The organism is Rhodanobacteraceae bacterium, from assembly GCA_016713135.1.
In the GTDB taxonomy this organism is placed as follows: Bacteria; Pseudomonadota; Gammaproteobacteria; order Xanthomonadales; family SZUA-5; genus JADKFD01.
On record JADJPR010000020.1, the window covers coordinates 593935 to 618289 of the forward strand.

19 protein-coding genes are annotated in these 24355 nt (G+C 68.0%); 9 read left to right on the top strand and 10 right to left on the bottom strand.

The features are described 5' to 3' along the window. Positions 1 to 185: 185 nt before the first annotated feature. Entirely contained in the window at positions 186 to 2357 is a 2172-nt protein-coding gene (locus IPK27_17510; protein MBK8069351.1) for a M3 family metallopeptidase, read from the bottom strand. Between the two features lie 222 nt (positions 2358 to 2579). Between IPK27_17510 and IPK27_17515 the strand changes: the two genes are divergently transcribed. Further along, the gene (locus tag IPK27_17515; GenBank protein ID MBK8069352.1) at positions 2580 to 3278 is read left to right on the top strand and encodes a histidine phosphatase family protein; all 699 of its coding nucleotides are present in this window, start codon (positions 2580 to 2582) and stop codon (positions 3276 to 3278) included. Positions 3279 to 3765: 487 nt separating this feature from the next. After that, positions 3766 to 5520, top strand: coding sequence for an alpha/beta fold hydrolase (locus IPK27_17520; protein ID MBK8069353.1), 1755 nt, complete (start codon positions 3766 to 3768; stop codon positions 5518 to 5520). Between the two features lie 154 nt (positions 5521 to 5674). Here IPK27_17520 and mscL read toward each other — a convergent pair whose 3' ends face one another. Then, positions 5675 to 6091, bottom strand: coding sequence for a large-conductance mechanosensitive channel protein MscL (gene mscL, locus IPK27_17525; protein MBK8069354.1), 417 nt, complete (start codon positions 6089 to 6091; stop codon positions 5675 to 5677). A 277-nt stretch (positions 6092 to 6368) separates the two neighbouring features. On the opposite strand from mscL, the gene IPK27_17530 reads away from it, so the two are divergent. The 6 genes from IPK27_17530 (at position 6369) to IPK27_17555 (ending at position 12656) form a co-directional block, all read left to right on the top strand. After that, positions 6369 to 6842 carry an ATP-dependent zinc protease gene (locus tag IPK27_17530; GenBank protein ID MBK8069355.1) on the top strand — a complete coding sequence of 158 codons (474 nt, stop codon included), beginning with the start codon at positions 6369 to 6371 and terminating at the stop codon, positions 6840 to 6842. Then, on the top strand, positions 6839 to 7726 hold the full coding sequence (rimK, locus tag IPK27_17535) for a 30S ribosomal protein S6--L-glutamate ligase (GenBank protein ID MBK8069356.1): 888 nt from the start codon (positions 6839 to 6841) through the stop codon (positions 7724 to 7726). Before IPK27_17530 ends, rimK begins: the two co-directional genes overlap by 4 nt. A 4-nt stretch (positions 7727 to 7730) precedes the next feature. Further along, on the top strand, positions 7731 to 8480 hold the full coding sequence (locus IPK27_17540; GenBank protein MBK8069357.1) for a pseudouridylate synthase: 750 nt from the start codon (positions 7731 to 7733) through the stop codon (positions 8478 to 8480). 118 nt (positions 8481 to 8598) lie between these two features. Beyond that, positions 8599 to 9573, top strand: a complete 975-nt coding sequence (locus tag IPK27_17545; protein ID MBK8069358.1) for an isoaspartyl peptidase/L-asparaginase — start codon at positions 8599 to 8601, stop codon at positions 9571 to 9573. A 72-nt stretch (positions 9574 to 9645) separates the two neighbouring features. Then, positions 9646 to 10533 (top strand): class D beta-lactamase, encoded by an 888-nt coding sequence (locus IPK27_17550; protein MBK8069359.1) that lies wholly within the window; start codon positions 9646 to 9648, stop codon positions 10531 to 10533. Between the two features lie 47 nt (positions 10534 to 10580). Further along, positions 10581 to 12656, top strand: a complete 2076-nt coding sequence (locus IPK27_17555) for a hypothetical protein (GenBank protein ID MBK8069360.1) — start codon at positions 10581 to 10583, stop codon at positions 12654 to 12656. Positions 12657 to 12948: 292 nt separating this feature from the next. Here IPK27_17555 and IPK27_17560 read toward each other — a convergent pair whose 3' ends face one another. Together IPK27_17560 and IPK27_17565 are read right to left on the bottom strand one after the other, a co-directional pair. Next, entirely contained in the window at positions 12949 to 16197 is a 3249-nt protein-coding gene (locus tag IPK27_17560; GenBank protein MBK8069361.1) for a PD40 domain-containing protein, read from the bottom strand. A gap of 103 nt (positions 16198 to 16300) precedes the next feature. Continuing rightward, complete coding sequence (locus tag IPK27_17565) at positions 16301 to 17893, bottom strand: carboxypeptidase regulatory-like domain-containing protein (protein ID MBK8069362.1); 1593 nt, start codon at positions 17891 to 17893, stop codon at positions 16301 to 16303. A 192-nt stretch (positions 17894 to 18085) separates the two neighbouring features. Between IPK27_17565 and IPK27_17570 the strand changes: the two genes are divergently transcribed. Beyond that, on the top strand, positions 18086 to 19222 hold the full coding sequence (locus tag IPK27_17570) for an acyltransferase (protein ID MBK8069363.1): 1137 nt from the start codon (positions 18086 to 18088) through the stop codon (positions 19220 to 19222). 21 nt (positions 19223 to 19243) lie between these two features. On the opposite strand, the gene IPK27_17575 is transcribed toward IPK27_17570, so the two are convergent. From IPK27_17575 to IPK27_17600, 6 genes are all read right to left on the bottom strand, one after another. After that, positions 19244 to 19510 (bottom strand): hypothetical protein, encoded by a 267-nt coding sequence (locus IPK27_17575; GenBank protein ID MBK8069364.1) that lies wholly within the window; start codon positions 19508 to 19510, stop codon positions 19244 to 19246. Further along, positions 19507 to 20805, bottom strand: a complete 1299-nt coding sequence (locus IPK27_17580; protein MBK8069365.1) for a TFIIB-type zinc ribbon-containing protein — start codon at positions 20803 to 20805, stop codon at positions 19507 to 19509. The genes IPK27_17575 and IPK27_17580 overlap by 4 nt, the downstream gene beginning before the upstream one ends. 12 nt (positions 20806 to 20817) lie before the next feature. Next, on the bottom strand, positions 20818 to 21957 hold the full coding sequence (locus IPK27_17585) for an SPFH domain-containing protein (GenBank protein MBK8069366.1): 1140 nt from the start codon (positions 21955 to 21957) through the stop codon (positions 20818 to 20820). 127 nt (positions 21958 to 22084) lie between these two features. Then, positions 22085 to 22357 carry a DUF2277 domain-containing protein gene (locus tag IPK27_17590; GenBank protein ID MBK8069367.1) on the bottom strand — a complete coding sequence of 91 codons (273 nt, stop codon included), beginning with the start codon at positions 22355 to 22357 and terminating at the stop codon, positions 22085 to 22087. A gap of 375 nt (positions 22358 to 22732) precedes the next feature. Further along, complete coding sequence (locus tag IPK27_17595) at positions 22733 to 23566, bottom strand: sterol desaturase family protein (protein MBK8069368.1); 834 nt, start codon at positions 23564 to 23566, stop codon at positions 22733 to 22735. Between the two features lie 156 nt (positions 23567 to 23722). Then, entirely contained in the window at positions 23723 to 24292 is a 570-nt protein-coding gene (locus IPK27_17600) for a hypothetical protein (protein MBK8069369.1), read from the bottom strand. Positions 24293 to 24355: the final 63 nt, after the last annotated feature.

The following is a 24355-nucleotide window of genomic DNA, read 5'->3' on the forward strand; positions in this document are numbered from 1 at the left end:
CGCACCGCCAGGGGCGACCGGGACTCTCAGTGAGGATGTCGCAACGCCTTGATCTGGCGTAGGGTGGTATCGCGCGGCGATTCACCGCCAGGAGATTGCCGCAAGCACCCGGGGAACGCGCTGCGCGCGGACCCCGGCCACGCGGACCGCGGTCGCCGCGCCGGGGCGGCGACCGCAGCTTGCGCTCAGCCCTTCGGTTCCAGTCCGCGCCGCTTCAGCAGCGGTTCGATCGCCGGTTCGCGGCCGGCGAAGTCCTGGTACTGCCGCATCTGCGGCTTGGTGTCGCCGCGCGACAGGACGAGATCGCGGAAGCGCGCGCCGTTCTCGGCCTTGAGGCCGCCGTTGGCCTCGAACCAGGCGTTGGCGTCGGCGTCGAGCACCTCGCTCCACAGGTAGCTGTAGTAGCCGGCGCCGTAGCCGCCCGGCCAGATGTGGGCGAAATAGGTGCTGCGGTAGCGCGGCGGCACCGGGGCGAAGTCGACCTTGTACTTGGCCAGGGTGTCGCGCTCGAAGGCCTGCGCGTCGGCGATGGCGGTGCCCGCCGGCTGCAGATGCCATTCCATGTCGAGCAGCGCGGCGCCGAGGTATTCCATCGTTGCGAAGCCCTGGTTGAACTTGCCGGCGGCCTCGATCTTGGCGATCAGCTCCTCCGGGATCGGCTCGCCTGTCTGGTAGTGCTTGGCATAGTTGCGCAGCACCTTCGGGTCCAGCGTCCAGTTCTCGTTCCACTGCGAGGGGAACTCGACGAAATCGCGCGGCACATTGGTGCCGGTCAGCAGCGGGTAGCGCACGTTCGAGAACAGGCCGTGCAGGGCGTGGCCGAACTCGTGGAACAGGGTGTTGGTGTCGTCGAAGCTGAGCAGCGTCGGCTCGCCGGCCGGCGGCTTGGGCACGTTCAGCACGTTGACCACCACCGGCTTGGTGCCAAGCAGCCCGGCCTGGTCGACGAAGCTGTCCATCCAGGCCCCGCCGCGCTTGGCGGCGCGCGCGTAGTAATCGGCATAGAACAGGCCGAGGGTCGATCCGTCGGCGTTGAACACCTCGAACACGCGCACGTCCGGGTGGTAGACCGGCAGGTCCTTGCGTTCCTTGACCGTGATGCCGAACAGCTGGTTGGCGGCGTAGAACACGCCGTCGTTGAGCACGCGTTCGAGCTCGAAGTAGGGGCGCACCGCGGCGTCGTCGAGGTCGTACTCGGCCTTGCGCACCTTCTCGGCGTAATAGGCCCAGTCCCAGGGCTCCAGCTTGAAGCCACCGCCCTCGGCATCGATCATCGCCTGCAGCTTGGCGGCCTCGGCCTCGGCATTCGCACGCGCGGCCGGCACCAGGCCGGTCATCATCGCCATCGCCTTCTCCGGCGCCTGCGCCATCTGCGAATCCAGGGTGTAGGCGGCGTGATTCGGCGCGCCGAGCAGCGCGGCGCGCTCGGCGCGCAGCTTGGCGATCTCGACAATCAGCTGGTTGGTGTCGCTTTCATTGCCCTGGTTGCCGCGCATCGACGAGGCCTTGTACAGGCGCTCGCGCACCGCGCGGTTCTTCAGGTTGGTCAGCGCCGGCTGGCCGGTGGGCAGTTGCAGCGCGATCACCCACTTGCCTTCCAGGCCGCGCTCCTTGGCGGTCTCGGCGGCGGCGGCAATGTCGCCCGGCGACAGGCCGTCCAGTTCTTCGGCGGTATCCACCACCAGCGCGCTGGCATTGGTGTCCTTCAGCAGCAGTTCCTGGAAGGTGGTCTGCAGCGAGGACAGTTTCTCGTTGAGGCCGCGCAGTTGCGCCTTCTGTTCCTCACCCAGGGTGGCGCCGCCACGCACGAAGTTCTGGTGGTAGCGCTCGATCAGGCGCACCGATTCGGCGTCCAGGCCCAGGGTGTCGCGGGTGTCGTAGAGCGCCTGGATGCGCGCAAACAAACGGCTGTCGAGCAGGATCGCATCCTGGTGCTGCGCCAGCTTCGGCGCCACCTCGGCCTGGACCTTCTGGATGGTCTCGTTGGTGTTCGACTCGGTCAGGTTGAAGAACACCTTGGCCACGCGATAAAGCACCGCGCCGGAGCGCTCCATCGCCTCGATGGTGTTGCCGAAGGTGGCGGGCTCAGTCTGCGCGGCAATCGCCTCGATCTCGGCGCGATGCTGCTTCATGCCTTCCTCGAAGGCCGGCAGGTAGTGCTCGTCCTTGATCTGGTCGAAGTGCGGCGCCTGCAGCGGCAGGGTGCTCTGGGTCAGGAAGGGATTGGCGGCAGCGGCCGGCGTGGCCGGCGCCTGGGTGGCGGCAGCGTCTTTAGGAGCCATGGTGGTATCGGTCGCGGGTTCGGAACAGGCGGCGAGGGCGCTGACGATCAGCGCGGCGAGCAGGGTCTTGCGCATGGGAGTTCGGCCGGAGGCGGGGGCCGTGATGCTAGCGCTGTGCGGCTTGTTTGGCTTGTTCCCCGGGTTCTGGGTTCTGGGTTGTGGGCAGCGAAGAGCGCCTGCCGGTGCTTCCCGAGGCCTCCGGTCAGCCGGCTCTTGCTGCCCACAACCCACAACCCACAACCCACAACCGATAACCGCCCACTATCCTGTCGGATCACCCTCCACCCCGGGCCGCCCATGTCCTCCCTCCTCCTCATCCGCCACGGCCAGGCCGGCGCGACGACCGCCAATTACGACGAGTTGTCGCCGCTGGGCCACGCGCAGGCGGCGCGGCTGGGCGAGTGGCTGGCGGCGCACCGGCGCGAGTTCGGCGCGGTCTACGTGGGGCGGCTGAAGCGGCAGCAGCAGACGCTCGCGGGCATCGCGGGCGCCTACGCCGCGGCCGGGCAGGCGCTGCCCACGGCCGAGGACCTGGCGGAGCTGGACGAGTACCGCTTCGTCGACCTGGTGCGCAGCTTTGCCGCCAGCGACCCGAAGAATCCGGACTTGCTGCACTGGATGGCCCATCCGGACGACCGCGCGCACTGGCCGGCATTGCTGCGGGCGACGCTGCTGGCCTGGGCCGCGGGTGAGATCGGTGGGATCGAGGAGGACTACGCCGCCTTCCGCGCCCGCATCCGCCGCGCGCGGGAGAAGATCGAGGCGCGCATGGCGCAGGGGCCGGTGCTGGCGGTGACCTCGGCCGGCGTCATCAGCCATTTCCTGCAAAGCGTGCTAGGCATGCCCACCGACGCGACCATCGACATCAACCTCGGCATCGCCAACACCGCGCTCAGCGAATACCGCCTGACCCGCCTGGGTCTCAAGCTCGCCACCCTGAACGCGCTCCCGCACCTGTCGGCGCCGGGGGATGCGGGGATGATTACGTTGGTGTGATGAGTCGGGTTGTGGGTTCTGGGTTCTGGGTTGTGGGCAGCGAAGCGCGCGACTCAAGGCCAGCATCCGTCCACCAGGACCGCGCGTTTGCACAGGCTCGCAGCGCAGCAGCTCTGGCAGCCCACAACCCAGAACCCAGAACCCACAACCGGCGACCAGCGCATCCTGGCGCGCAGCCGCTGCTGCCAGCTGACGCCCGCCCGCGCCACCCCACCCTGCCTTCCGCCACATGCGCAAGCGACGCGCGCGTCGCAGCCTCGGCCACCTGTCATGCCCCGGGAACCGCTGATGAAATCCTCTCTGCGCCTGTCGCTGCTGTCGCTCTTCCCTGTTGGCCGCCCTGGCGGCCTGTTCGCCGTCGCCGCCGCCCGCGCCGGAGACCGCCGCGGCTGCACCGAAGGCCGAAGCGCCGGCGGCGCCCAAGCGCGAGGTGAAGCAGTACGACATCGACACCCTGCTGTCGAACCTGCGCCTGTCCAGCTCGGACATGTCGCCGGACGGCAGCAAGGTGCTGTACTCGTCCAACCAGACCGGCGTGATCAACCTGTACGAAGTGCCGGTGGCCGGCGGCGAGCCGGTGGCGCTCACCGCGTCGACCACCGATTCGCTGTACGCGCTGGGCTATTTCCCGAAGGACGGCCGCGTGCTCTACACCGCCGACCAGGGCGGCAACGAGCTGAACCACGTCTACGTGCGCGAGGTCGACGGCACCGTCAAGGACCTGACGCCGGGCGACAAGCACAAGGCGCAGTTCGGCGGCTGGGCGGACGACGACAAGTCCTTCTTCGTCATGACCAATGAGCGCGACGAGCGCTATTTCGACGGCTACGAATACGCGGTCGACGGCTACGAGCGCACCTTGCTGTTCAAGAACGAAAGCGGCTATTTCCCTGGCGCGATCAGCCGCGACAAGCGCTACATCGCGCTCGGCAAGGTCAACACCACCAACGATTCGGACATCGTGCTGCACGACCGGCAGACCGGCGAGGAAAAGAACCTCACGGCGCATGAAGGCACCGAGAGCAACGAGTCGGTCGCGTTCACGCCGGATGGCGCGCTGCTCTACACCACGAACCGCGGCGGCGAGTTCAGCCGCCTGATGCGGATGGACCTGGCCACCGGCGAGAGCACGGTGGTGTACGAGACGAACTGGGACGTGGCCGGCGCCGACTACACGCCCAACGACAGCCACCTGCTGGTCTACGTCAATGCCGACGCGCGCACCGAACTGGTGATGCTGGACGCGACCACGCTGCAGCCGGTGGCGCTGCCGAGTGTGCCGGCCGGCGACATCACCGGCGTCGACTTCTCCGAAGACGGCAAGAAGCTCGCCTTCTGGGTGGCCTCCAGCCGCTTCCCGTCCTCGCTGTGGACCGCGGAACTCGGCGGCCAGGCGCGTCAGCTGGTGTCGGCGCTGAATCCGGCGATCGCGGTCGACGACCTGGTCGAAGGCGAGGTGGTCCGCTTCAAGAGCTACGACGGCCTGGAGATCCCGGGCATCCTGTACACCCCGCACGGCGCCAGCGACACGGCCAAGGTGCCGGCGATGGTCTGGGTCCACGGCGGACCGGGCGGGCAGTCGCGCCTCAACTACTCGCCGCTGATCCAGTACCTGGTCAACCACGGCTATGCGGTCTATGCGATCAACAACCGCGGCAGCTCCGGCTACGGCAAGAGCTTCTTCGCCGCCGACGACCGCCAGCACGGCGAGGCGGACCTCGACGATGTGGTCGAGAGCAAGGAGATGCTGGTCGCTACCGGCAAGATCGATCCGGAGCGCATCGGGATCATTGGCGGCAGCTACGGCGGCTACATGACTCTGGCCGCGCTGACCTATCGCCCGGATGCCTTCAAGGTGGGCGTGGACATCTTCGGCGTGGCCAACTGGCTGCGCACGCTGGAAAGCATCCCGGCCTGGTGGGAAGCCCAGCGCGCCGCGCTGTATGCCGAACTCGGCGATCCGGTGGCCGACAAGGAACGTCTGATGCGCATCAGCCCGCTGTTCCACGCAGGCAAGATCACCAAGCCCCTGATGGTGCTGCAGGGCGCCAACGACCCGCGCGTGCTCAAGGTCGAATCCGACGAAATCGTCGCCGCGGTCCAGGCCAACAACGTCCCGGTCGAGTACCTAGTGTTCAAGGACGAAGGCCACGGCTTCGTCAAGCGCGAGAACGAGAAGCGCGGCTACGAGGCGGTGCTGAAGTTCCTCGACGCACACCTCAAGGGTGGTGCGCAGCCCTGAGGCGTAGCGGGGTACGGGGTTCCGGGTGCTTGCGGCTCGCGGACGGCGGTGAATCGCTGCGCGATACACCGCCCTACGCCGGTCATCCGCGCGGCTGTGCCTCAGCGATGAGTGGCGAGAAGCCCGCGGTCCAACGGCTTCCGCCACTCACCACTCACTGCTTCTTCAACAGATCCCGGATCTCGCGCAGCAGCGCGATGTCCTCGGGTGTCGGCGGCGGGGCGGCGGGCGCCTCGGCCGCCTTCTTCTTGAGCCGGTTCATCGCCTTGATGACCAGGAACAGCGCCCAGGCGACGATCACGAACTGGATCGCGGCATTGATGAACTCGCCATAGCCGATGGCGACTTCCGGCTTGATGACCTTGTCGGCCTCCATCACGGCGGCCTGCAGCACCAGTTTTTTGTCGGCGAAGTCGATCCCGCCGAGCGCCAGTCCCAGCGGCGGCATCATCACCTTGTCGACCAGTGCGCCGACGATCTTGCCGAAGGCGCCGCCGATGATCACGCCGACCGCCAGGTCGACCACGTTGCCGCGCATCGCGAAATCGCGGAATTCGCTCATGAAACTCATGGATGGGTGCTCCTTCGGTGCGGGCGCAGCCCCAGTGCGGCGCCGCCGGGGACTCTAGCGCGGCTGGGAGAAGAAAAAACGGGGCACGGGGCACGGGGCAGGGGGCACGGGAAGACCTTGGGCCAGATTCTGGTGAGTGCGCTGACTGCGGTTCGCGTTGAAACAAGTAATTGACGCGTTGCTCCGGCATGCGAGCCTCTCGCGTGCCCCGTGCCCCGTGCCCCGTGCCCCGTGCCCCGTGCCCCGTGCCCCGTGCCCCGTGGTAGCGTTCGCCGCCATGGATTCCGACACGGACATCGCCCCTGGCCCGGCGCCCGACACCATCGTCGGCTGGCGCGAGTGGCTGGCGCTGCCCACGCTGGGCGTCGCGGCGATCAAGGCCAAGATCGATTCGGGTGCGCGGTCTTCCGCGCTGCACGTGGTGCGCCAGGAGCGCTTCCATCGCGATGGCGAGCCCTGGGTGCGTTTCACCGTCGAGAGCGATGGGCCGGGGTCGCCCAGTGTCGAGTGCGAGGCGCCGGTGATCGACGAGCGCAACGTCACCGACTCCGGCGGCCACACCACCAAGCGTCCGTTCATCCGCACCGAGGTGCGCCTGGGCGCGCTGCAATGGCCGATCGAGGTCAACCTGACCGACCGGCGCCACATGCTGTTCCCGATGCTGCTCGGCCGCACCGCGATGCAACAGCGGCTGCTGGTGGATCCCGCCCGCTCGTACGTGCATGGCGCACGCCTGGAGGACGCAACGTGAAGCTCGCGATCCTGTCGCGCAACCGCAAGCTCTATTCTACGCGGCGCCTGATCGAAGCCGCGCAGTTGCGCGGGCATAGCGTCAGCGTGGTCGATCCGCTGCGCTGCTACATGCGCATCAGCCCGGGGCTGGCCGAGATCCACTACCGCGGCCGAGTGCTGGAAGGCTTCGACGCGATCATTCCGCGCATCGGCGCCTCGATCACCTTCTACGGCATGGCGGTGGTGCGCCAGTTCGAGTCGATGGGCGTCTACACCGTCAACGGTTCCGATGCCATCGGCCGCGCGCGGGACAAGCTACGTTCCATGCAACTGCTGTCGCAGCAGGGCATCGGCATGCCGACCACGGTCTACGCCGACAGCCCGGATGACACCGAGGACCTGGTGGCCATGCTCGGCGAGCCGCCGCATGTGCTGAAACTGGTCGAAGGCACCCAGGGCCAGGGCGTGGTGCTGGCGGAGACGCAGTCGGCCTCGATCAGCCTGGCCGAGGCTTTCCGCGGCGTGAAAGCGCACTTTCTGATGCAGGAGTTCATCCGCGAGGCCAAGGGTGCGGACCTGCGCGCCTTCGTGGTGGGCGGCAAGGTGGTGGCGACGATGATGCGCCAGGCGCGCGAAGGCGAGTTCCGCTCGAACCTGCACCGCGGCGGCAGCGCCGCGCGGGTCAAGCTCAGCCGCGAAGAACACCAGACCGCGATCCGCGCGGCGGCGACCATGGGCCTGGGGGTCGCCGGCGTCGACCTGCTGCGCTCGGACCGCGGCCCGCTGGTTCTGGAAGTGAACTCCTCGCCCGGACTTGAAGGTATCGAGGCGGCCTCAGGCGTGGACGTGGCGGGCGCCGTGATCGAACACATCGAGCGCTCGATCCGCAAGCGCCGTCGCTGAGCCCGTGGATACCCGGCTGGACATCCTCGCGCAGCGCGAGCACTGGGTCGCGGTCAACAAGCCGGCCGGGCTGTCAGTGCACGAGTCCAGCTACACCGGCCCGCGCGAGCAGACGGTGATCGGCCTGTTGCGCAGCCAGCTCGGCATCGGCCGGCTGCATGCGATCCACCGGCTGGACCACGCCACCAGCGGGGTGCTGCTGGTCGCGCTCGACGCGCGCACCGCGGCGATGCTGTCCGGCCAGTTCGAGTCGCGCGCGGTGGAAAAGCGCTACCTCGCGGTGGTGCGCGGTTCGCCGGAAGCGGAGTTCACGGTCGACCATCCGCTCGCAGGGGCGGAGGGCAAAGGCGCGCCGAAGGCCGCGCTGACCCGTTTCCGCACCCTCGCGCGGGTCGCCCTGCCGATCCCGCTGGCGCGCCACCCAGAGGCGCGCTATGCACTGGTCGAGGCGCTGCCCGAGACCGGCCGCTACCACCAGATCCGCCGCCACCTGAAACACGCCGCTCACCCCATCGTCGGCGACGTCAAATACGGCAAGGGCGAACACAACCGCCTGTTCCGCCAGCACTACGGCGTGCACCGCCTGCTGCTGCACGCGCAGGGCCTGCGGTTTACCGATCCTGTCACCGGCGATGCGGTGCAGATCGAGGCGCCGGTGGATGCGGAGTTCGCCAAGGCGCTGGGGGTTTTCGGTGCGCCGCTGGGAGAGCATTGGTCCGCAAAGGACGCAAAGGACGCAAAGAAGAGCGAATGACGATCGCCGGCATTGATTGCTTTCGCTTTCCTTTGCGTTCTTTGCGTCCTTTGCGGACAAGAACAGTTGTTTCTTCCCCACCCGCCACCGAACCCGGCAAGCACCCAAGGAAACCGACATGCGCGCCCTGATCCCCCTGTTGCTGCTCGCCAGTTCCGCGTTTGCAGCCGAACGCCCGGTGGCGATTGCGATCCACGGTGGCGCCGGGACGATCGAGCGCGGGTCGATGACGGCGGCGCAGGAGGCGGCGATCCGCAAGGACCTGGAGGCCGCGCTGGATGCGGGCCACGCGGTGCTGACTGGCGGTGGCGATGCGCTGGATGCAGTGACCGCGGTGGTCACGCGGCTGGAAGATTCGCCGCATTTCAACGCCGGCAAGGGTGCGGTGTTCACCGCCGACGGACGCAATGAGCTGGACGCCGCGATCATGACCGGGCACGACCGCCGCGCCGGCTCCGTGGCCGGGCTGACGCGGGTGAAGAACCCGATCCTGCTGGCGCGCGCGGTGATGGAGAAGTCGGTGCACGTGATGATGATCGGCGCCGGCGCCGAGACCTTCGCGCGCGAGGTCGGCATCGAGTTCGTCGAACCCTTCTATTTCCGCACCGAGCCGCGCTGGCAGCAGTACCTCAAGGCCAAGGCCGATGCGCAAAAGCAGGCGGCCGTGCCCCGCAGCAACTACTTCGGCACCGTCGGCGCGGTGGCGCTGGATCAGAAGGGTCAACTGGCGGCGGCCACGTCCACCGGCGGCATGACGCTCAAGCGCTACGGGCGCGTGGGCGATGCGCCGATCATCGGCGCGGGCACCTGGGCCGACGAGCAGTGCGCGGTGTCCGCCACCGGCTGGGGCGAGTACTTCATCCGCCTCAACGTCGCCCACGACATCTGCGCGCGAGTGCGCTATGCCGGCGACAGCCTGGCCAAGGCCGCAGACGCGGTCGTGATCGATGCGGTGCCCGCGCTCGGCGGCGACGGCGGCGTGATCGCGCTGGACGCCGCCGGTGAGGTGCGCATGCCGTTCAACACCAAGGGCATGTACCGCGCGGCGATCGACGGCGAGGGCAAGCGGGTGGTCGCGATCTACCGCGACTGATCGGGGCGCGGACGGCGTGCTCCACCACGCTCCGATAGAATGCGCGGCTTCTGTTGCCGTCCGCGAATCCCCATGCGCCGCCTGTGTACCGCTGTCCTTGCCCTTGCCAACCTGCTGCTGCCCACCCTGTCGCCCGCCGCAATGCTGGCCAGCCAATTCGGCCGCCGCTACGGCGCGCTGGAGATCTTCGATCCGCAGAGCAAGCTCAGCTTCCGCGTGAACATGCCGCGCCTGTCCGAGGCGCTGCCGCCATGCTCGACCTACCTGATCCCGCACTTCGCGATCGCACTCGGCACCGGCGTGCTCAAGGACAGCGACAGCCGCATCGCCTTCGATCCAGCCAAGCACCCGGACAGCGCCAATTGGCCGGCATCGTGGAAGCGCGACCAGACCTTTGACACCGCGCTCAAGGACTCGGTGCAGTGGTATGCGCAGGAACTCTCCACCCGCATAGGCAGCGCGCGCCTGCAGCAGAACCTGAAGCGCATCAAGTACGGCAACGCCGATCTCAGCGGTGGCCTGGACAAGTTCTGGATGTCGAGCAGCCTGCGCGTGACCTCATTCCAGCAACTGGATTTCCTGCGCAACTTCCGCGAGGGCAAGCTCGGCTTCAACCGGCGCATCACCAAGGCGCTGCAGGAAGCAATGGTGATCGAGCGCACGCCCGACTACAGCCTTTACGGCAAGTACGGCTCCTGCCCCATGCCGGATGGCAGCTACATTGGCTGGCTGGTGGGCTATGCCGAGCGCGGCGGCAAGGTCTGGTACTACGCCTTGAACCTGGACGGCAAGTCCCTGGCCGAATTCGCCGGCGCACGCCTGCAGATCGTCAAGGGATCGCTGCAGGAACTGGGCTTCATCCCCGGCACCCCCGAACCGCCGGTGCCGGTGCCGCGACCGGAAGTGACGCCGGTTGCGCCTGCAGCACCTGCCGCCCAGACCGCACCACGGCCGGAGTAACGCACAACCGAGATCAGCCCCGCCCCGCCCAACCCTCGCAGGTCGCAATGAATCGAGTCCTTCCGATGTGCTTGCTGCTGGCCGCCTCCGCGGCCGGGGCGGTCACCGAATTCCGCGGGCAGACGCCCGCCGGGGCGTACTTCGTGGCTCAAGTGCCAGATGGCTGGCGCGCCGGCGACCGCCTGGCACTGATCAACCACGGCTACGATATCGAGCCGATCGACCAGGACCCGAGCCTCGGACCCGCGTCGCTGCGCGAGCGGATGCTGGCGCGCGGCTATGCGATCGCCGCATCGAGCTACAGCCAGCGCGGCTGGGCGCTGTTCCAGACCCGCGCCGACCACCGTGAGCTGGTCGCCGCCTTCAGCGCGCGCTTTGGCACGCCCGGGGCGATCCTGGCCAGCGGCGGCTCGATGGGGGGCCTGGTCTCGATGCAACAGGCCGAGCAGGGCGACCTCGGCGCTCCGGTGGTCGGCGTCTACGCGATCTGCGCGCCGCTGGCCGGCAGCCGCGTCTGGGAACAGGCGATGGACATCCGCCTGGCCTATGACGCCGCCTGCGCCAATGTCACGGCTGGCGAAATTCCACGCGGCGACGATGCCTTCCCCTACATCCTCAGGAACGAGGACATCGACGATTACGACAATATCAGCGGCGGCGGTGAGCTGGTCGCGCGCGTCGCCAAGTGCACCGGCTACGAGTTGCCGAGCTGGTTGCAGACCTCGGGCATGCGCGAACGCATGGACCGTATCGTCCGCGCCACCGGCGTCGACGAGGAGTTCTTTCTCGAGAACATCTTCTACGCTACCTACGGCCTGTCGGAACTGTACCGCGACCCGCTGAAGATCGCTGAGCGTGCGGCGATCTCCAACCGCAACGTGCGCTACCCGGATCCGATCATCGACCGCGACATCCGCCGGGTCGACGCCGATGCCTTCGCCAGCCTCGACCTGAAGCGCCATTTCCAGCCGCAAGGGCGCATCGGCACAGCGAAGCTGCTCACCACGCATACGACGAAGGACGGCCTGGTGGTGCCGGCGCATGCGCGGGCGCTCGAAGGTCGGGTGAGCACCAGCCAGTGGACCCGCGCTTTCGTCGCCGAGCAGAACCCCAGCCACTGCGGTTACAGCGAGGCGGAACTGCTCGCCGGCTTCGAACTGCTGCACGACTGGACCCGCAGGGCGCCGCAGCCCGACACGGTGGCGATCCAGACCCAATGCCAGCGCGAGCGTGCGGCCAACCCGGCGCTCGGCGAATGCCGTTACGACGCCAGCTACCAGCCACCGGCGCTGGCCAGCGCCATCAAGCCGCGCGAGGACCCCGGCGTGCCGGTCGACGACCGCACCAGTGGCATCTGGTACGACCCGGCGCGCGCCGGCGAGGGCTACCTGATCGAGGCGCTCGGCAACGGCTACGCCACGGTTACCGCGTTCACCTTTCCGCCCGAGGGCAGCGCCGCGGACCAGGCCTGGTTCACCGGGCTCGGCCAGGTGATCGACAACAACATCGTGGTGGATCGCTTCGAGGGCCGGCGCAATGGCAGCTTCGGCCCGGTGTTCGATCCGCAGGCCCTGCTGACGATCAACCTCGGGCGCTTCGATGCGGCCCTGGCCAGCTGTGGCGCGGGCGAACAGCGGGTGCAGGCAGTCGCGCCTTACGAGTCATCGCGCCGATCGCTGCAGCGCCTGTCGCGCATCGGGGCAGCGCGCTGCCCTGGCGAGGCGCCGCCGGCTGCGGTGTCGTCCTTCGTCGCCTGGAGCGGCGCCTGGTTCGAGGCCGACAAGCCCGGTCGCGGCCTGTTCCTGCAGGTGCAGGACGATGGCCGCGCCTTCCTGATCTGGTTCAGTTTCCGCCCCGACGGCCAGCCCGCCTGGATCATCGGCGAGGGTCGTGCCGATGCCGACGGCCTGGTGTTCAGCGCGCTGACGCGCCCGGTCGGCACGCGCTACGGCAGCGCCTTCCACCCGGCCGACGTGCGCCTGGAACCGTGGGGCAGCGCGCGCCTGAGCGGCAACGGCTGCTCCGCGCTGCGCATCGACTACGACTCCTCGCAGCCCGGCTACGGCAAACGTGCCATCGACCTGACCCGGCTGACCGCGCCGCTGGGAGCGGGGTGCGGCTGAGCTGGCAGCGCCCCGTGAGCGCCGGCGTCCTCGCCGGCGACTGTCAGCGACCGGGATTGGTTGTGGGTTCTGAGTTGTAGGTTGTGGGCGGCAAAGCCCGCACACCGAAAACCTGTGGGAGCCGACTCTGTCGGCGATCTTTCCGGCGGCCGCCAGAAACAGATCGCGGCTGAAGCCGCTCCTACAGGTTCCCGGCACGCCGGGCTCTGCTGCCAACAACCAACAACCGACAACCGGACTCAAGTCACCCCCGGGGCCGGTCATTCACCGCACCCCGGGGCACCCACCAACATCAATCCAAGGGCTGCCCCGGCTTGCCGAAGTCGCTCGGCGCTTCGGGCGCGATGATCGGCTTGACCGGGTTCTTTTCCAGTTCGCCGAGCAGCACTTCGACTGCCTTCTCCAGGCTCGGATCGCGGCCCTGGGCGACCAGGTGCGGGGTGTCGATGACCTCGATGTCCGGGCTGACGCCCTCGTTCTCGACCGCCCAGTTGCCGTCCTTGTCCATGAAACGGAAGGTGGCGGCGGTGACGGTGCCGCCGTCGACCAGTCCCGGGTTGCCGGACACGCCGATCAGGCCGCCCCAGGTGCGGGTGCCGATCAGGGTGCCGAGCTTGAGTTCACGGAAGTAGAAGGGTAGCGCGTCGCCGCCAGAGGACGACTGGCCGTTGATCAGCATCGCCTTGGGCCCGCGGTGCGAGAGGAAGGGCTGCGCCTGCGGTTCCAGACCGCGGCGCTTCCAGTAATTCAGCGGCTTGCGCGCGAGGATCTCGATCATGCGGTCGGGGATGAAGCCACCGCCGTTGTAGCGGTCGTCGACGATCAACGCCTCCTTGGCGATCTGCGCCGGGAACTGCTTGAACAGCTCGCGGTTGCCCTCGACGTGGGTGTTCGGCAGGTGGATGTAGCCGATGCGTCCTCCCGACAGCTTGTCGACCATCGCGCGCCGCTGCTGTACCCAGTCGAGATAGCGCAGGCCTTCTTCGCTGCCTTGCGTCTTCACGTCGACGAAGCGAGCGCCGTCTGCGGACGGCTTGCTGTTGATGCCGAGCTTCACCACACGGCCGGCCTTGTTCTCCAGCAACTGGTAGAAGTTCTGCACTTCGCGAGTGGGCACGCCGTCGACCGAGACGATGTACTCGCCAGGCTTGACGCTGACACCGGCCTCGGTCAGCGGCGAGCGGAAGGGCTCGGACCAGTTGTGGCCGTGGAAAATCTTCTGGATGCGGAACATGCCGTCGGCGGCGACGATCTCGGCGCCGAGGAAGCCGCCTGCCTTGCGCGGCACCTGCGGCTCGTCGCCGCGTTCCACGTAGATGTGCCCGGCGTTGAGCTCGCCGGCCATCTCGTTGATCAGGTGGTCGAGGTCATTGCGGTGCGCCACCGAGGGCAGCAGCGCGGCGTATTTCTGGTAGATCGCCTCCCAGTCCTGGCCATGCATGCCCGGGTCGTAGAACCAGTCGCGCCAGGTGCGCCAGCCGTCGCGCAGGATCTGCGCCCATTCCACGCGCGGGTCGATGCGCAGTTCCAGCTTCGACATATCCAGCGACTTGCTCGCGTCCTGATCCGGCTTGGCTTCGACAATCGCGAACTTGTCCGGGCCGGTACGCGCGAGGATCTTTTCGCCGGTGGCGGAGAGCGAATAGCCGGCGACGCCCTTGGCGACGGTCGATTCCTTGCGCGCATCGAGGTCGAAATACTTGAGGTCGCCGACGCCTGCCTGCGGGTTGCCGATGGCCACGTAGAGCACGCCGCCCTTGTTCGCCGTCAGTCCGCCGTAGGTGCCGGGCGCCACGTCGAGCGCGACCACGCGGTCCACGAAGCCTTCCACGTCGAAGCGCAGCGGCGCCTTGTCTGCGTCCTTCTTGTCGCCACCATTGGCGGCCGGCGCCGCGCCGATCTCATCGCTCTTCGGCCGGCCGAGCGCCGGGCCGTCGGCGGCCAGCGTGGCGGCGTAGATACGCGTGGCGTTGGTGTAGAGGTAGTTGAACTCGTAGGACGAGAACGTCAGGTTGTGGTCGCGGTTGGACAGGAAGTAGAGGTAGCGGCCCTGCGGATCGAAGGCCGGGTTCTGCGCGTCGAAGTCGCCGAAGGTGAGCTGCTGCGCGCCGTTTCCGACCTGCCAGTGCCACAGCCGCTGCAGTCCGGCGACATCGGTCTTGACCCACACCAGGTGCTGGCCATCGGGCGACCAGACATAGGTGGTGATCTCGTTGCCGACCGTCGCGGTGTCCACATCGGTGGTCTTGCCGCTGGCGACCTCGACCACCCGCAGGCGGTTCTTCTTGTCGCCATAGGCCAGGCGCTTGCCGTCCGGCGACCAAAGCGGCTGGAAGCGCCAGATGTCGCCATCGCTGGTGATCCGGCGCGGCTCGCCGCTGCCGTCGGAGTTCTTCAGGTAGATCTCGTACTCGCCGGAGGCGTCCGAGAGGTAGACCACCTGCTTGCCGTCCGGCGAGAAGCTGGCGCTGATCTCGCGCGCGGCCTGGGTGCGGCTGATGTTGCGGATCTCGCCGTCCTTGGCCGGCACGGTGAACAGCTCGCCGCGCGCGGCGACCAGCGCACGCTCGCCGTTCGGCGCGATGTCCACGCTCTCGATCTGGCCGGCGACATTCTTGATCGCCGGCAGCAGGTCCGGGCGGTCGCCGACGACCGTGATCGACAACTGCTTCGCCTGATTGTCGGCCGGGGTGTAAAGCCACAGCGCACCGGCCTGCTCGAACACGATCGCGTCCTTGCCGGCGCTCGGCCAGAGCACGTCGTAGTCGCGGAAATCGGTGACCTTGGTCGGCTCGCCGCCCTGCGGGGAGACCGTCCACAGGTTCAGGGTGTACTCGCGGTCCGAGGTGAAGTAGATCCGGTCGCCAACCCAGGTCGGCTGGTTGTCGGTGCCGCGGTGTCGCGTGATCTGGCGCGAGTCGTTGTTCTCCAGGTCATACACCCAGACTTCCTGCGCGCGCCCGCCGCGGGTGCGCTTCCAGGTACGGAACTCGCGGTCGATCGGGGTGTAGACGTACGACTTGCCATCCGGCGAGAGCATGCCGCCGCCGGTTTCCGGCACCGGCAAAGGGGTTTCCATGCCGCCGGCCACCGGCACCAGGTAAGGGATGCCCGCGCGGTCGTCCAGCGGGAAGCGGTTCATGCGCACCACGATGTGCTTGCCGTCCGGGGTCCAGTCGAGCACGCGGTAGTCGAAGCCGCCGCGCGGCGGCTGCGGCCCGATGTCCGAGTACCAGGTCAGCTGGCGCGGCGGCGCCGAGCCATCCGCCGGCATCACCCACACCTGGCGCGTGCCCGAGTACTGCGCCGAGAACGCGATCTGCGTGCCGTCCGGCGAGAACTTCGGGAACAGCTCCAGGCCATCGTGCGAGGTCAGGCGCGTCGCCACCCCGCCGCTGCGCGGCACGCTGTAGATGTCGCCCGCATGGACGAAGGCCACGTGCGTGTCGGAGACATCCGGGAAGCGCAGCAGGCGCGTGTCGGCGTGCGCGGGCACGGCGAGCGCGGCGGCAAGGGCGAGGCTGAGGGTGGTGCGAATCATCGAGCGGCTTCCGGGTCGTGCGCGGGAGGCGCCGAGGATAGTCGCCTCCGGGGGCCGCGCGAACGTGACAGAAGTCGGTGTCCGCGCCGCGGGTCCCTCCCGCTCAGTCCGACTCGAAGCCTGCGGCCATGATCTGCTCGACGTAGACATCGAAGTCGGCACGCACGACGTCGCCTGCGGCGCCCAGGACCAGCGGCGTGGGCACGACAGGCGGTGTACACGGGACATCGCGATAGAACACGCAGAGCTCCCCGGCCACCAGGCTCACGGAATAGGTTCCCGGCAGCCACGCTGGGAACCGGTAATTGCCCTGGGAATCGATATCGACGCCGCCCAGCGACTGGCCGTCCTGCCCGTACAAGTTGACGCGGAAAGGGACATCGGTCTGGCCGGGCAGGTGCGCACGGCCTTCGATCCATGCGCCGCGATCGAGATTCATCGCCCCCAGATCCAGCGTATCGCCCAGCGAGACTTCGACGGCCTGCGCAATGCTGTCGGTGCAGACGCTGAAGCAGGGCACGCCCGGCCAACGCTGCGAGATGTAATCACCACCACGCACGACGATCAGGTGCGGAACGAGTTGCATCTGGCCGAACGCATATCGGCCCCGGGCATCGGTGCGCGTGCTGGCCGCGAGATGGACCGTGGGAATGATGAAGGTGCTGACGCGATAGAGCTCGACTTCGAGCCCTGCCAGCGGATTTCCGGTTGCACCATCGCGCACGCTGCCTGTGACGCTCCCGCCCGGCTGCAGCGAAAAGTGCACATCGTCCCGCGGGCTGAGGGATGCGTCGATGCCCACCCAGTCGCCGAGCGGAAATTCGCAACTGGCTCCGAAGCAATCGATGCCCGAGAACAACTGCGCCTGGTAGTAGGGCGTCATCGAGCGCGCGATCAGTTGATAGTTGCCCGGCGCCAGGCCCTCGATCCGGTAACCGCCCTGCGCATCCAGCGCAACCGGGATCTCGCGGACGTCGGTTGCCGCGCGCCGCAGCAGCAGGGTCGCCTCTGAGGAAACCACCGGCTGGTTCGACTGCCGGTCCAGGATTCTCCCGCTGATGCGCGCGCCAGGCTGCAGGCGCAGGTCGATGTGGTCACGCACTTGTCCCGGCTGCAGGATCACCGGCGTGAAGTTGTCGGGAAAGTCGAAATGGTTGGCGACGACATCGTCCCAGCACAGATCGACAAAGCCGTCGGTACCATCCAGCACGCAAATGCGGTAGCTGTCACCCGGCAAGTTGTCGAAGGTGTAGCGGCCTTGCGCGTCCGTGAATCCATACCGGCTGCCGGTGGAGGCAGCGTAAAGACTGACATGCTGCGCGGCAACTGGGGCGCCCGAGCTCGCAACCAGGACACTGCCGGAAATCGTTCCGGGTGGCTGCAGTGCCAGGTTGACCGCCACTGCTCCGCTGCCTTGCGGCAACGTGACGTTGGCCTGGGCGGGGAGCAAACCGGCGGCCGACGCGGATAGCTGGGCGCCGCCGACATGATCGCTGCCGATTGCGTATGCACCATCGGCACCGGTGGTCGCGGAACCGAGGTCGATCCAGAGGAATCCGACCGACTTGCGCAAGACCACAGTTGCCCCGGCGACCGGCGTCTGGGTCGAGGCATTGGTCACCATGCCCTCGACCGTGGCCGCCCGCGCAGACGCACACCACACCGCAAGGGCGAGCAGGAAAACAATGTGTCGCATCGGTTTGTCCAGACAAGAATGGCGCCCGGGATACACTCAGTCACACAGATTCCCCCATCTGCACCTCCCACTGGACCCGCGGGGCGTGACCCGTGTGCGCCGGGCATCGCCGCGGGTAGATTGTGTGGCCATGACCCCACAGGCGCGCAGGCGGATGAGCAGGATCGAGTCCCCGGCCTCCAGGGCCACGCGATGAGCGCTGCCACGGAAGCAAGGCTGCTGGAGGGCCCACGCAATGGCGCCATCGACGTGCTCCGAGGACTGTCGATCCTGCTGGTGGTGACCCACCACCTGGGCCTGGGCTTCCGCCTGCCGCTGGCGCCGACGCCAGTCGGCGAATGGCTCGGCCGGCGGCTGGTCGGCTTGCTGAGCTTCAGCGGCTACGCGGCGGTCTATTGCTTCTTCGTCATCAGCGGCTTCCTGATCGCACGGCGCGTGCTGCAACAGCATGGGCAGTTCGGCGCCATCGATATCCGCCGCTTCTACTGGATGCGCGCCAGCCGGATCCTGCCGCTGCTGCTGGCGCTGCTGTGCGTGTCGAGCGTGCTGCACTGGCTGCAGTTGCCGGGCTTCACCATCCGCCAGCCGGAGCATTCGCTCGGCGGTGCGTGGTTCGCCGCGCTCGGCCTGCACCTCAACTGGTACGAGGGGCGCACCACCTGGCTGCCCGGCAACTGGGACGTGCTGTGGTCGCTGTCGATCGAGGAGCTGTTTTACCTCTGCTTCCCGCTGGCCTGCTGGTGGCTGCCGCGCTGGCTGCTGCTGCCGGCGCTGGCGCTGCTCGCGGCCTCGCTGCCGTGGACCCGCGCGCTGCTGGACGGCCAGGAGATCTGGCAGGAGAAGGCCTACCTGCCGGCGATGTCGGCGATCGCCACCGGCGTGCTCGCCGCATGGTGGACGCATTTCGCAACGCCCTCGCGAACCTTCGCGCGCTGCCTGCTGGCGCTCGGTGCGCTCGGCTTCCTTGCCGCCCTGCTGGCGCCGGGCGAGCTGTGGCGGAGCACCGGCCACACCAGCCTGCTGATCATTGCCGCCACCGTCGCGCTGTTCCTCGCCGGCGCGGGATGGCTGCAGGCCGGCGCGCCCAAGGGCCTGGGCTGGCTGGCGCGCATGGGCCGGCTCAGTTATGAGCTGTACCTCACCCACATGTTCGTGGTGCTCGCGCTGGTGCCCGCATGGCGCGCATGGGTGGAAGATCCGCGCTGGAACTTCGTGCCGTGGCTGCCCGCGGTGCTGCTGTGCGTGGGCATCGCGGCGCAGGTGGAACGCCGTTTCAGCAAGCCCTGCGAGCGCTGGCTGCGGGGACGCTACGCCGGCAGCGCGGCCTGAGCTCAGGGTTTGGGACGCGGATCAACCGCTGTCGAAGTCGACTCGCCGAACGCGCGCGCGGTAGGCGCCCACGTTGTCGCCCGGGATGCTGGTTGCCTGGGTGCCCTTGATCTCATCGATCTTGCGGTCCGCGGAGACAATCGGCTTGGCCTCGACCGCGGTCTCATGCTCGAAGGCATGCGACTTGTCGGTGTTGCGGTAGTGGCGGTAGAGCCCCCAGTACAGCCCGGTCGCCGCGGCCGGACCCAGTGCAAGCAATAGCAGGACGCTGTTGTTGTCGTCGCTCATGATTGGCTCGCCACGATCCAGAGGGCCAGGGACTCGACCACGGTGCCCACGGTCAGCGCCGCGGTGATCAGCTTCCACTGCTGCACCGGCACGCTGCCCATGGTCTCGCCGGTGCGGCCGTTGACCGCGATGTAGTGCAGCATGCCGCCGTTCTTGCCCGGCTGGTGATAGGAATAGAGCCAGACCGGCAGGTACATCGAGACCCAGCGCGTGCCGTGCACCGCCAGGCCCTCCTCCTCCCAGCGCACACCGCGGTCGTAGCGCCGCACGGAATCCCTGACCTGGGCGCGGGCGATCGACAACAACTGGTCCTCCAGCCGGGGTTGCAGATGCGCCACATCGCGGTCGCGCTTCTCCGAGCTGTAGCCGGACAGGTAGGACGCGTTCCACTTCACCGCGTTCTTGGTGTCGAAGGGCAGGATGGTGTTGATGATGTTGTTGGTGTTCGCCCGGGTGTCCAGGTTGCCGCGCTCGGACGAGGATTCCAGGGTCAGGTCGTCGACCGTGAAATCCAGCGCGCGTTCGACCTCGTAGACGTCGGCGTCGTAATAGGTCTTCTCGTTCTTGCCGCTGCCTCGCTTGTAGCGGCGCGTCTCGATCTCGCCCTGGCCGGAGACCCGGGCGCTGACGCGGCCATCGACGATCATGTACGGCAGGTACACGCCGACGACATTCTCCGGCGTGAACTCTTCCTTGAAGGCCTTCAGCGCGAACAGGCGGCGCTTGTCGACGAACTGGCGGATGCGCGCGACCGCATCGTCCTTCTTGATGTGGAAGGGCAAGACCGCATCGGGCACCGCGCCGTTGGCCACCTGCTCGTTGACGCCGAAGACATGCCGGCACCAGTGGCAGCGCGCGGTCATGGCGGTGTCGGTGTTGATCACCACTTCGGCGCCGCAGCCGCCGCACTTGAAGCTCATCAAATGGCTGCTGTCGGCGTCGATGTCGCGCGCGCCCGAGGCCACCACGGTGCCGGTCAGCTCATCGATGCCCTCGCCCAGGCCGAAAGCCTCTTCCGCACTCGTGCCCTGCCACTCGTGGCGGCAGTACAGGCAGATCAGCAGATCGCTGCCGGGCTTGTGGCGGATGTCGCTGGCGCCGCACTTGGGGCAGCGGTTGATCCCGTCCTTGAGCTCCTCGGAGGCGGTGTCGATGGCGACCGGATCGGGCGCCAGCAGTTCGTCCTGGATCGGCTTGGGCAGATTGGTCGGATCCAGCGGCAGGCTGCCGGGCGGTGGCGGCACGTCCTGCGGCGAACCCGGCCCGGTGGGCGGCGGCGGTGGGAGCTTCGACATGGCGGCGGGCGGCTACAGGCCCAGCGCCTTGGCCTTCAGCGCGTCGTAGTCGGCCTGGGTGATCAGGCCGAGGTCGAGCATCTCCTTGGCCTTCTTCAGCTTGGCGATCGGATCGTCCGCGGCCGGTGTGGCTGGCTGCTGCAGATTGCCGGCACCGAACATGCCGGTGGCCATGCCCACGCCCACCAGGCCCGCCGCACCGCCGTTCTCGCCCGCCGCCTGGATGCCCGCCGCCACGCTGGCCTGCAGGTTGGAATTGCCGCGCGCGCCGGAGAGCGCATCGGCACGCTGCACCGTCTTCAACAGCTCCCGGGTGTTGGCGTCGTATTCGATCGACACGATCGCGGTCTTGACGATCGCCAGGCCGCGCTCGGACTTCCACTGGTAGCCGCTCTCCACCGCTTCGGACAGGCTGCGCGCGAAGCCGATCGAATCCTGCTGCAGCCGGGTGATGCGGTTGCCCTTGGACGGATCGTTGGTGTAGCGGCTGAAGGCCGGTGCGAGCGAGCTCACCACTTCGTTGAACAGCTGGCCGGCGGCGGCGTTGTCGAGGTCGGTGAAGTCGAAGACCTTGCCGGGCTGCAGGTAGGCCGCCGGCACGTAGTTCTTCACGAACAGGATCGGGTCCACGATCCTGAGCGTGTACGAGCCGCGGGTGACCGCACCCACCTGGGTGTTGAGGAAGGCGTCGTCCCAGTAGATCTCCGACTGGGTGCCGAAGCGGTTGTCCGGCAGCTCCTTCAGCGAGACGAAGAAGGCAGCCTGCTGCGAGCCCGGCTGGCCGCCGAACTTGAAGCGCTCCCAGCTGGTGCTGATCAGCGAGTCGACGATGCCGTCGCCGGCGAAGATCGACTTCGAATTCGGATCGTCCGAGCGCCATTCGTAGGCGCCGGCCTCGGCCACGAATCCGGTCATCGCGCCGTCCTGGAACAGCAGCAGCCCGTAGCCTTCGGGCACCACGATCTTCGAGCCATTGCTGATGATGTTGGTCGAGCCGCGGGTATTCGACCCGCGCCCGGCATTGGTGCCGCGCGGCACCGCCGCGAACAGCGCCGCGGTCGCCGGCAGGCCATCCGGCACGGTGTAGAAGTCCTTCCACTGGTCGGCCAGAGTGCCGCCGATCGCCCCCACCGCTGCCTGGATCAGACCCATGGATTCGCTCTCCCGATTGCTGGCTGTGGGCGCGGGAACAGCCCGGCCCTGGGCGCACTATACCGGCGTCCGCCCGCCGGGGACTGGCCCGGCGCCGTTCGCCAGCGACAACTGACGGCCTGGACGCTCAAGCCTTGGGAAAGCGCAGGCGCCTGCGCGCCATGGCCTTGGCCGCCTCGATCTCGCGCAGCTTGGGACTGACCGGCGAGACCAGCGAATGCACCAGCGTCCGCGCCGCCGCGGTGACTTCCGCCACCGCCCGGTCGAAGGCCGCCTGGTTGGCCTTCGACGGCGCATTGAACCCACTCAGCTTGCGCACGAACTGCAGCGCCGCAGCGCGCACCTCTTCCGCGCTCGCCGGCGGCTCGAAGTTGAACAGGGTCTTGATGTTCCTGCACATGCGAGGTAGGTCCGGCGAGTGCGGGATGGCATCCTAACGCGACGCATTCCGTGCAGCGGGGGTGTGCTGCGCGCTCGGCCAGGCGCGCACCAGGATCCAGGCGGACGCGCAAAGCATCGCCAGCCAGGCGATCATGAATCCCCAGCCGAACACCGCCGTGCGGTTGCGAAATTGTCGCGACCGGTCCCGTCCGCCACAGGATCAGACCGGCGATGGCCGGCGTCGATCCAGCATGGGAAAGGTCGCCCCGGCGCCGCTTCCATGGCGGCGGGCCGCGCGTCAGGTCACGCCCACTTGCGCGGAATGCACTCGAGCAAGGCGCCGCGCGTTGGCGCGGGAGGCGCCATGCGAGCACCGCGCAGTCGCGGAAGAGGTCTACGACCGGTCCTCGCCGGCAGGGGGCTCTGTTGCCGTGCGTCGGAACGGGAACATCAGTTGCGCCAGGTAGCTGCCAGGCACCTTGATTCCGTCGACGCCGAAGCGCTCGGCCTGGCGCCCCGGTGGCATGTGAAAGGTCCCGAACAGCAGGTCCCACAGCGGCAGCAGTCCAGCGAAGTTCTTGTCGCACCCATCGGCCTCGCTGGTGTGGTGCCAGCGGTGAAAGGCGGGGGTGGCGATCACATGGCGCAGGGGGCCGAAATCGGCGCGGACATTGGCGTGCAGGAAGATCGCGTAGAGCGTCAGGAAGGGTTGGATGGCAGCGACCGCCAATGGCGAGAATCCGAGTCCGATCAGCACCAGCGCCTGGGCCACCCGGTTGCCGAGGTCATTGAGCGGATGCACCCGCACCGCCGCGAGCCAGTCGAGCGCTTCACTCGAATGGTGGACCGCGTGCACCCGCCACGCCCATCCGCGGTGGAAGGCGCGATGCGTCCAGTAGCCAACGAAGTCGCCGATGACCACGATCGCCAAAGCCTGCGCCGGCATCGGCCACTGCGCCACGGCTCCGTACCCGGCCAGCACCGACTCGCGCGTCAACGGCCGCCCGAGCAGCGCGAACAGCGGCGCCAGCGCAAGGACCACGCCGATGCGCGTCACGCTTCGCGTCAACCAGGGCGTGGTCAGCCAGTAGACCAGATCCGTGCCGTAGCCCGGGCGCAGCATCCGCTGCCCGATCACAGCCGGACGCCAGCGTTCGACGAGGCCGAACACCACCCCCAGCAATGCAAGCGCGACCAGTGTGCCGAACAACCCGGGGTCTTCCATCACGCACCTCGCCGGACGTGACGATGATCAACGCGGGGAGATCGCCGGCGTTGACGGAGTCGCGGCCGCGAGACTTGTCCAGAGGTTTCCCGGTCCGACCCATGCCGGCGATGATCAACCAGCGGCCGAGTGCGGCTCCGGCAGGGCCTCCCTTGCTCATCAGGTCGACATCTCGGTCCAGTAGGCCGCGTAAATGGCGATCCAGGCGAGCGCCCAGCAAACCGGCACCGCTCCCGGTCGCAATCGCTCCCCCAGCCAGCGCGTCAGCGCCCAGGCGATGGTCGCCGACAGCACAAAGCGGAACGCCCGCCCCGGTAATGTCCAGGCGAGGAATCCGCCGAGCGACAGGGTGTCCGGCGCCTGCACCGCAAAGATCTTGTACGGGACGCCGCTCAGCGAACCGATCAGGATGCCCAGTCCGCCGTGCGCTGCCGACAGCTCAGCCGCAAACCCGAACAGGCGCTGCGGGATGAACGGGACCGCGTCCACCGCCGCCGTCGCAGCCGCCGGAGCGCCCTGCGCCCACAGGAACATCGCACCGCCCCCAAGACAGGCGCCGGCCAGGCTGCCTGCCAACGCAGACAACGCCAGCCGGCCACTCCGGATCGCGCAGGCGCTGAGCAGCACATCGGGCACGATGAAGAAGAAGCTCGCCTCCGCCATGCCCCAGACCAGGCCGACGCAGATGGCAATGAGTACCTGCCAGCGATCTTGCGAATCGGCACGCACCAGGTGCTTTCCTTTTTGGTGGTTGTGGTCGGCCAACCAGGCGATGTTGTCACGCCAACGCCA

Excerpts from the sequence above, each read along its gene's own strand:
- IPK27_17575 (MBK8069364.1), bottom strand. The coding sequence starts at position 19,510 with ATGAGCGACGACAACAACAGCGTCCTGCTATTGCTTGCACTGGGTCCG.
- IPK27_17555 (MBK8069360.1), top strand. The coding sequence starts at position 10,581 with ATGAATCGAGTCCTTCCGATGTGCTTGCTGCTGGCCGCCTCCGCGGCC.
- IPK27_17570 (MBK8069363.1), top strand. The coding sequence starts at position 18,086 with ATGAGCGCTGCCACGGAAGCAAGGCTGCTGGAGGGCCCACGCAATGGC.
- IPK27_17515 (MBK8069352.1), top strand. The coding sequence starts at position 2,580 with ATGTCCTCCCTCCTCCTCATCCGCCACGGCCAGGCCGGCGCGACGACC.
- IPK27_17585 (MBK8069366.1), bottom strand. The coding sequence starts at position 21,957 with ATGGGTCTGATCCAGGCAGCGGTGGGGGCGATCGGCGGCACTCTGGCC.
- IPK27_17580 (MBK8069365.1), bottom strand. The coding sequence starts at position 20,805 with ATGTCGAAGCTCCCACCGCCGCCGCCCACCGGGCCGGGTTCGCCGCAG.
- IPK27_17530 (MBK8069355.1), top strand. The coding sequence starts at position 6,369 with ATGGATTCCGACACGGACATCGCCCCTGGCCCGGCGCCCGACACCATC.
- mscL (MBK8069354.1), bottom strand. The coding sequence starts at position 6,091 with ATGAGTTTCATGAGCGAATTCCGCGATTTCGCGATGCGCGGCAACGTG.
- IPK27_17520 (MBK8069353.1), top strand. The coding sequence starts at position 3,766 with ATGTCGCCGGACGGCAGCAAGGTGCTGTACTCGTCCAACCAGACCGGC.
- IPK27_17565 (MBK8069362.1), bottom strand. The coding sequence starts at position 17,893 with ATGCGACACATTGTTTTCCTGCTCGCCCTTGCGGTGTGGTGTGCGTCT.
- IPK27_17560 (MBK8069361.1), bottom strand. The coding sequence starts at position 16,197 with ATGATTCGCACCACCCTCAGCCTCGCCCTTGCCGCCGCGCTCGCCGTG.
- IPK27_17510 (MBK8069351.1), bottom strand. The coding sequence starts at position 2,357 with ATGCGCAAGACCCTGCTCGCCGCGCTGATCGTCAGCGCCCTCGCCGCC.
- IPK27_17590 (MBK8069367.1), bottom strand. The coding sequence starts at position 22,357 with ATGTGCAGGAACATCAAGACCCTGTTCAACTTCGAGCCGCCGGCGAGC.
- IPK27_17545 (MBK8069358.1), top strand. The coding sequence starts at position 8,599 with ATGCGCGCCCTGATCCCCCTGTTGCTGCTCGCCAGTTCCGCGTTTGCA.
- IPK27_17550 (MBK8069359.1), top strand. The coding sequence starts at position 9,646 with ATGCGCCGCCTGTGTACCGCTGTCCTTGCCCTTGCCAACCTGCTGCTG.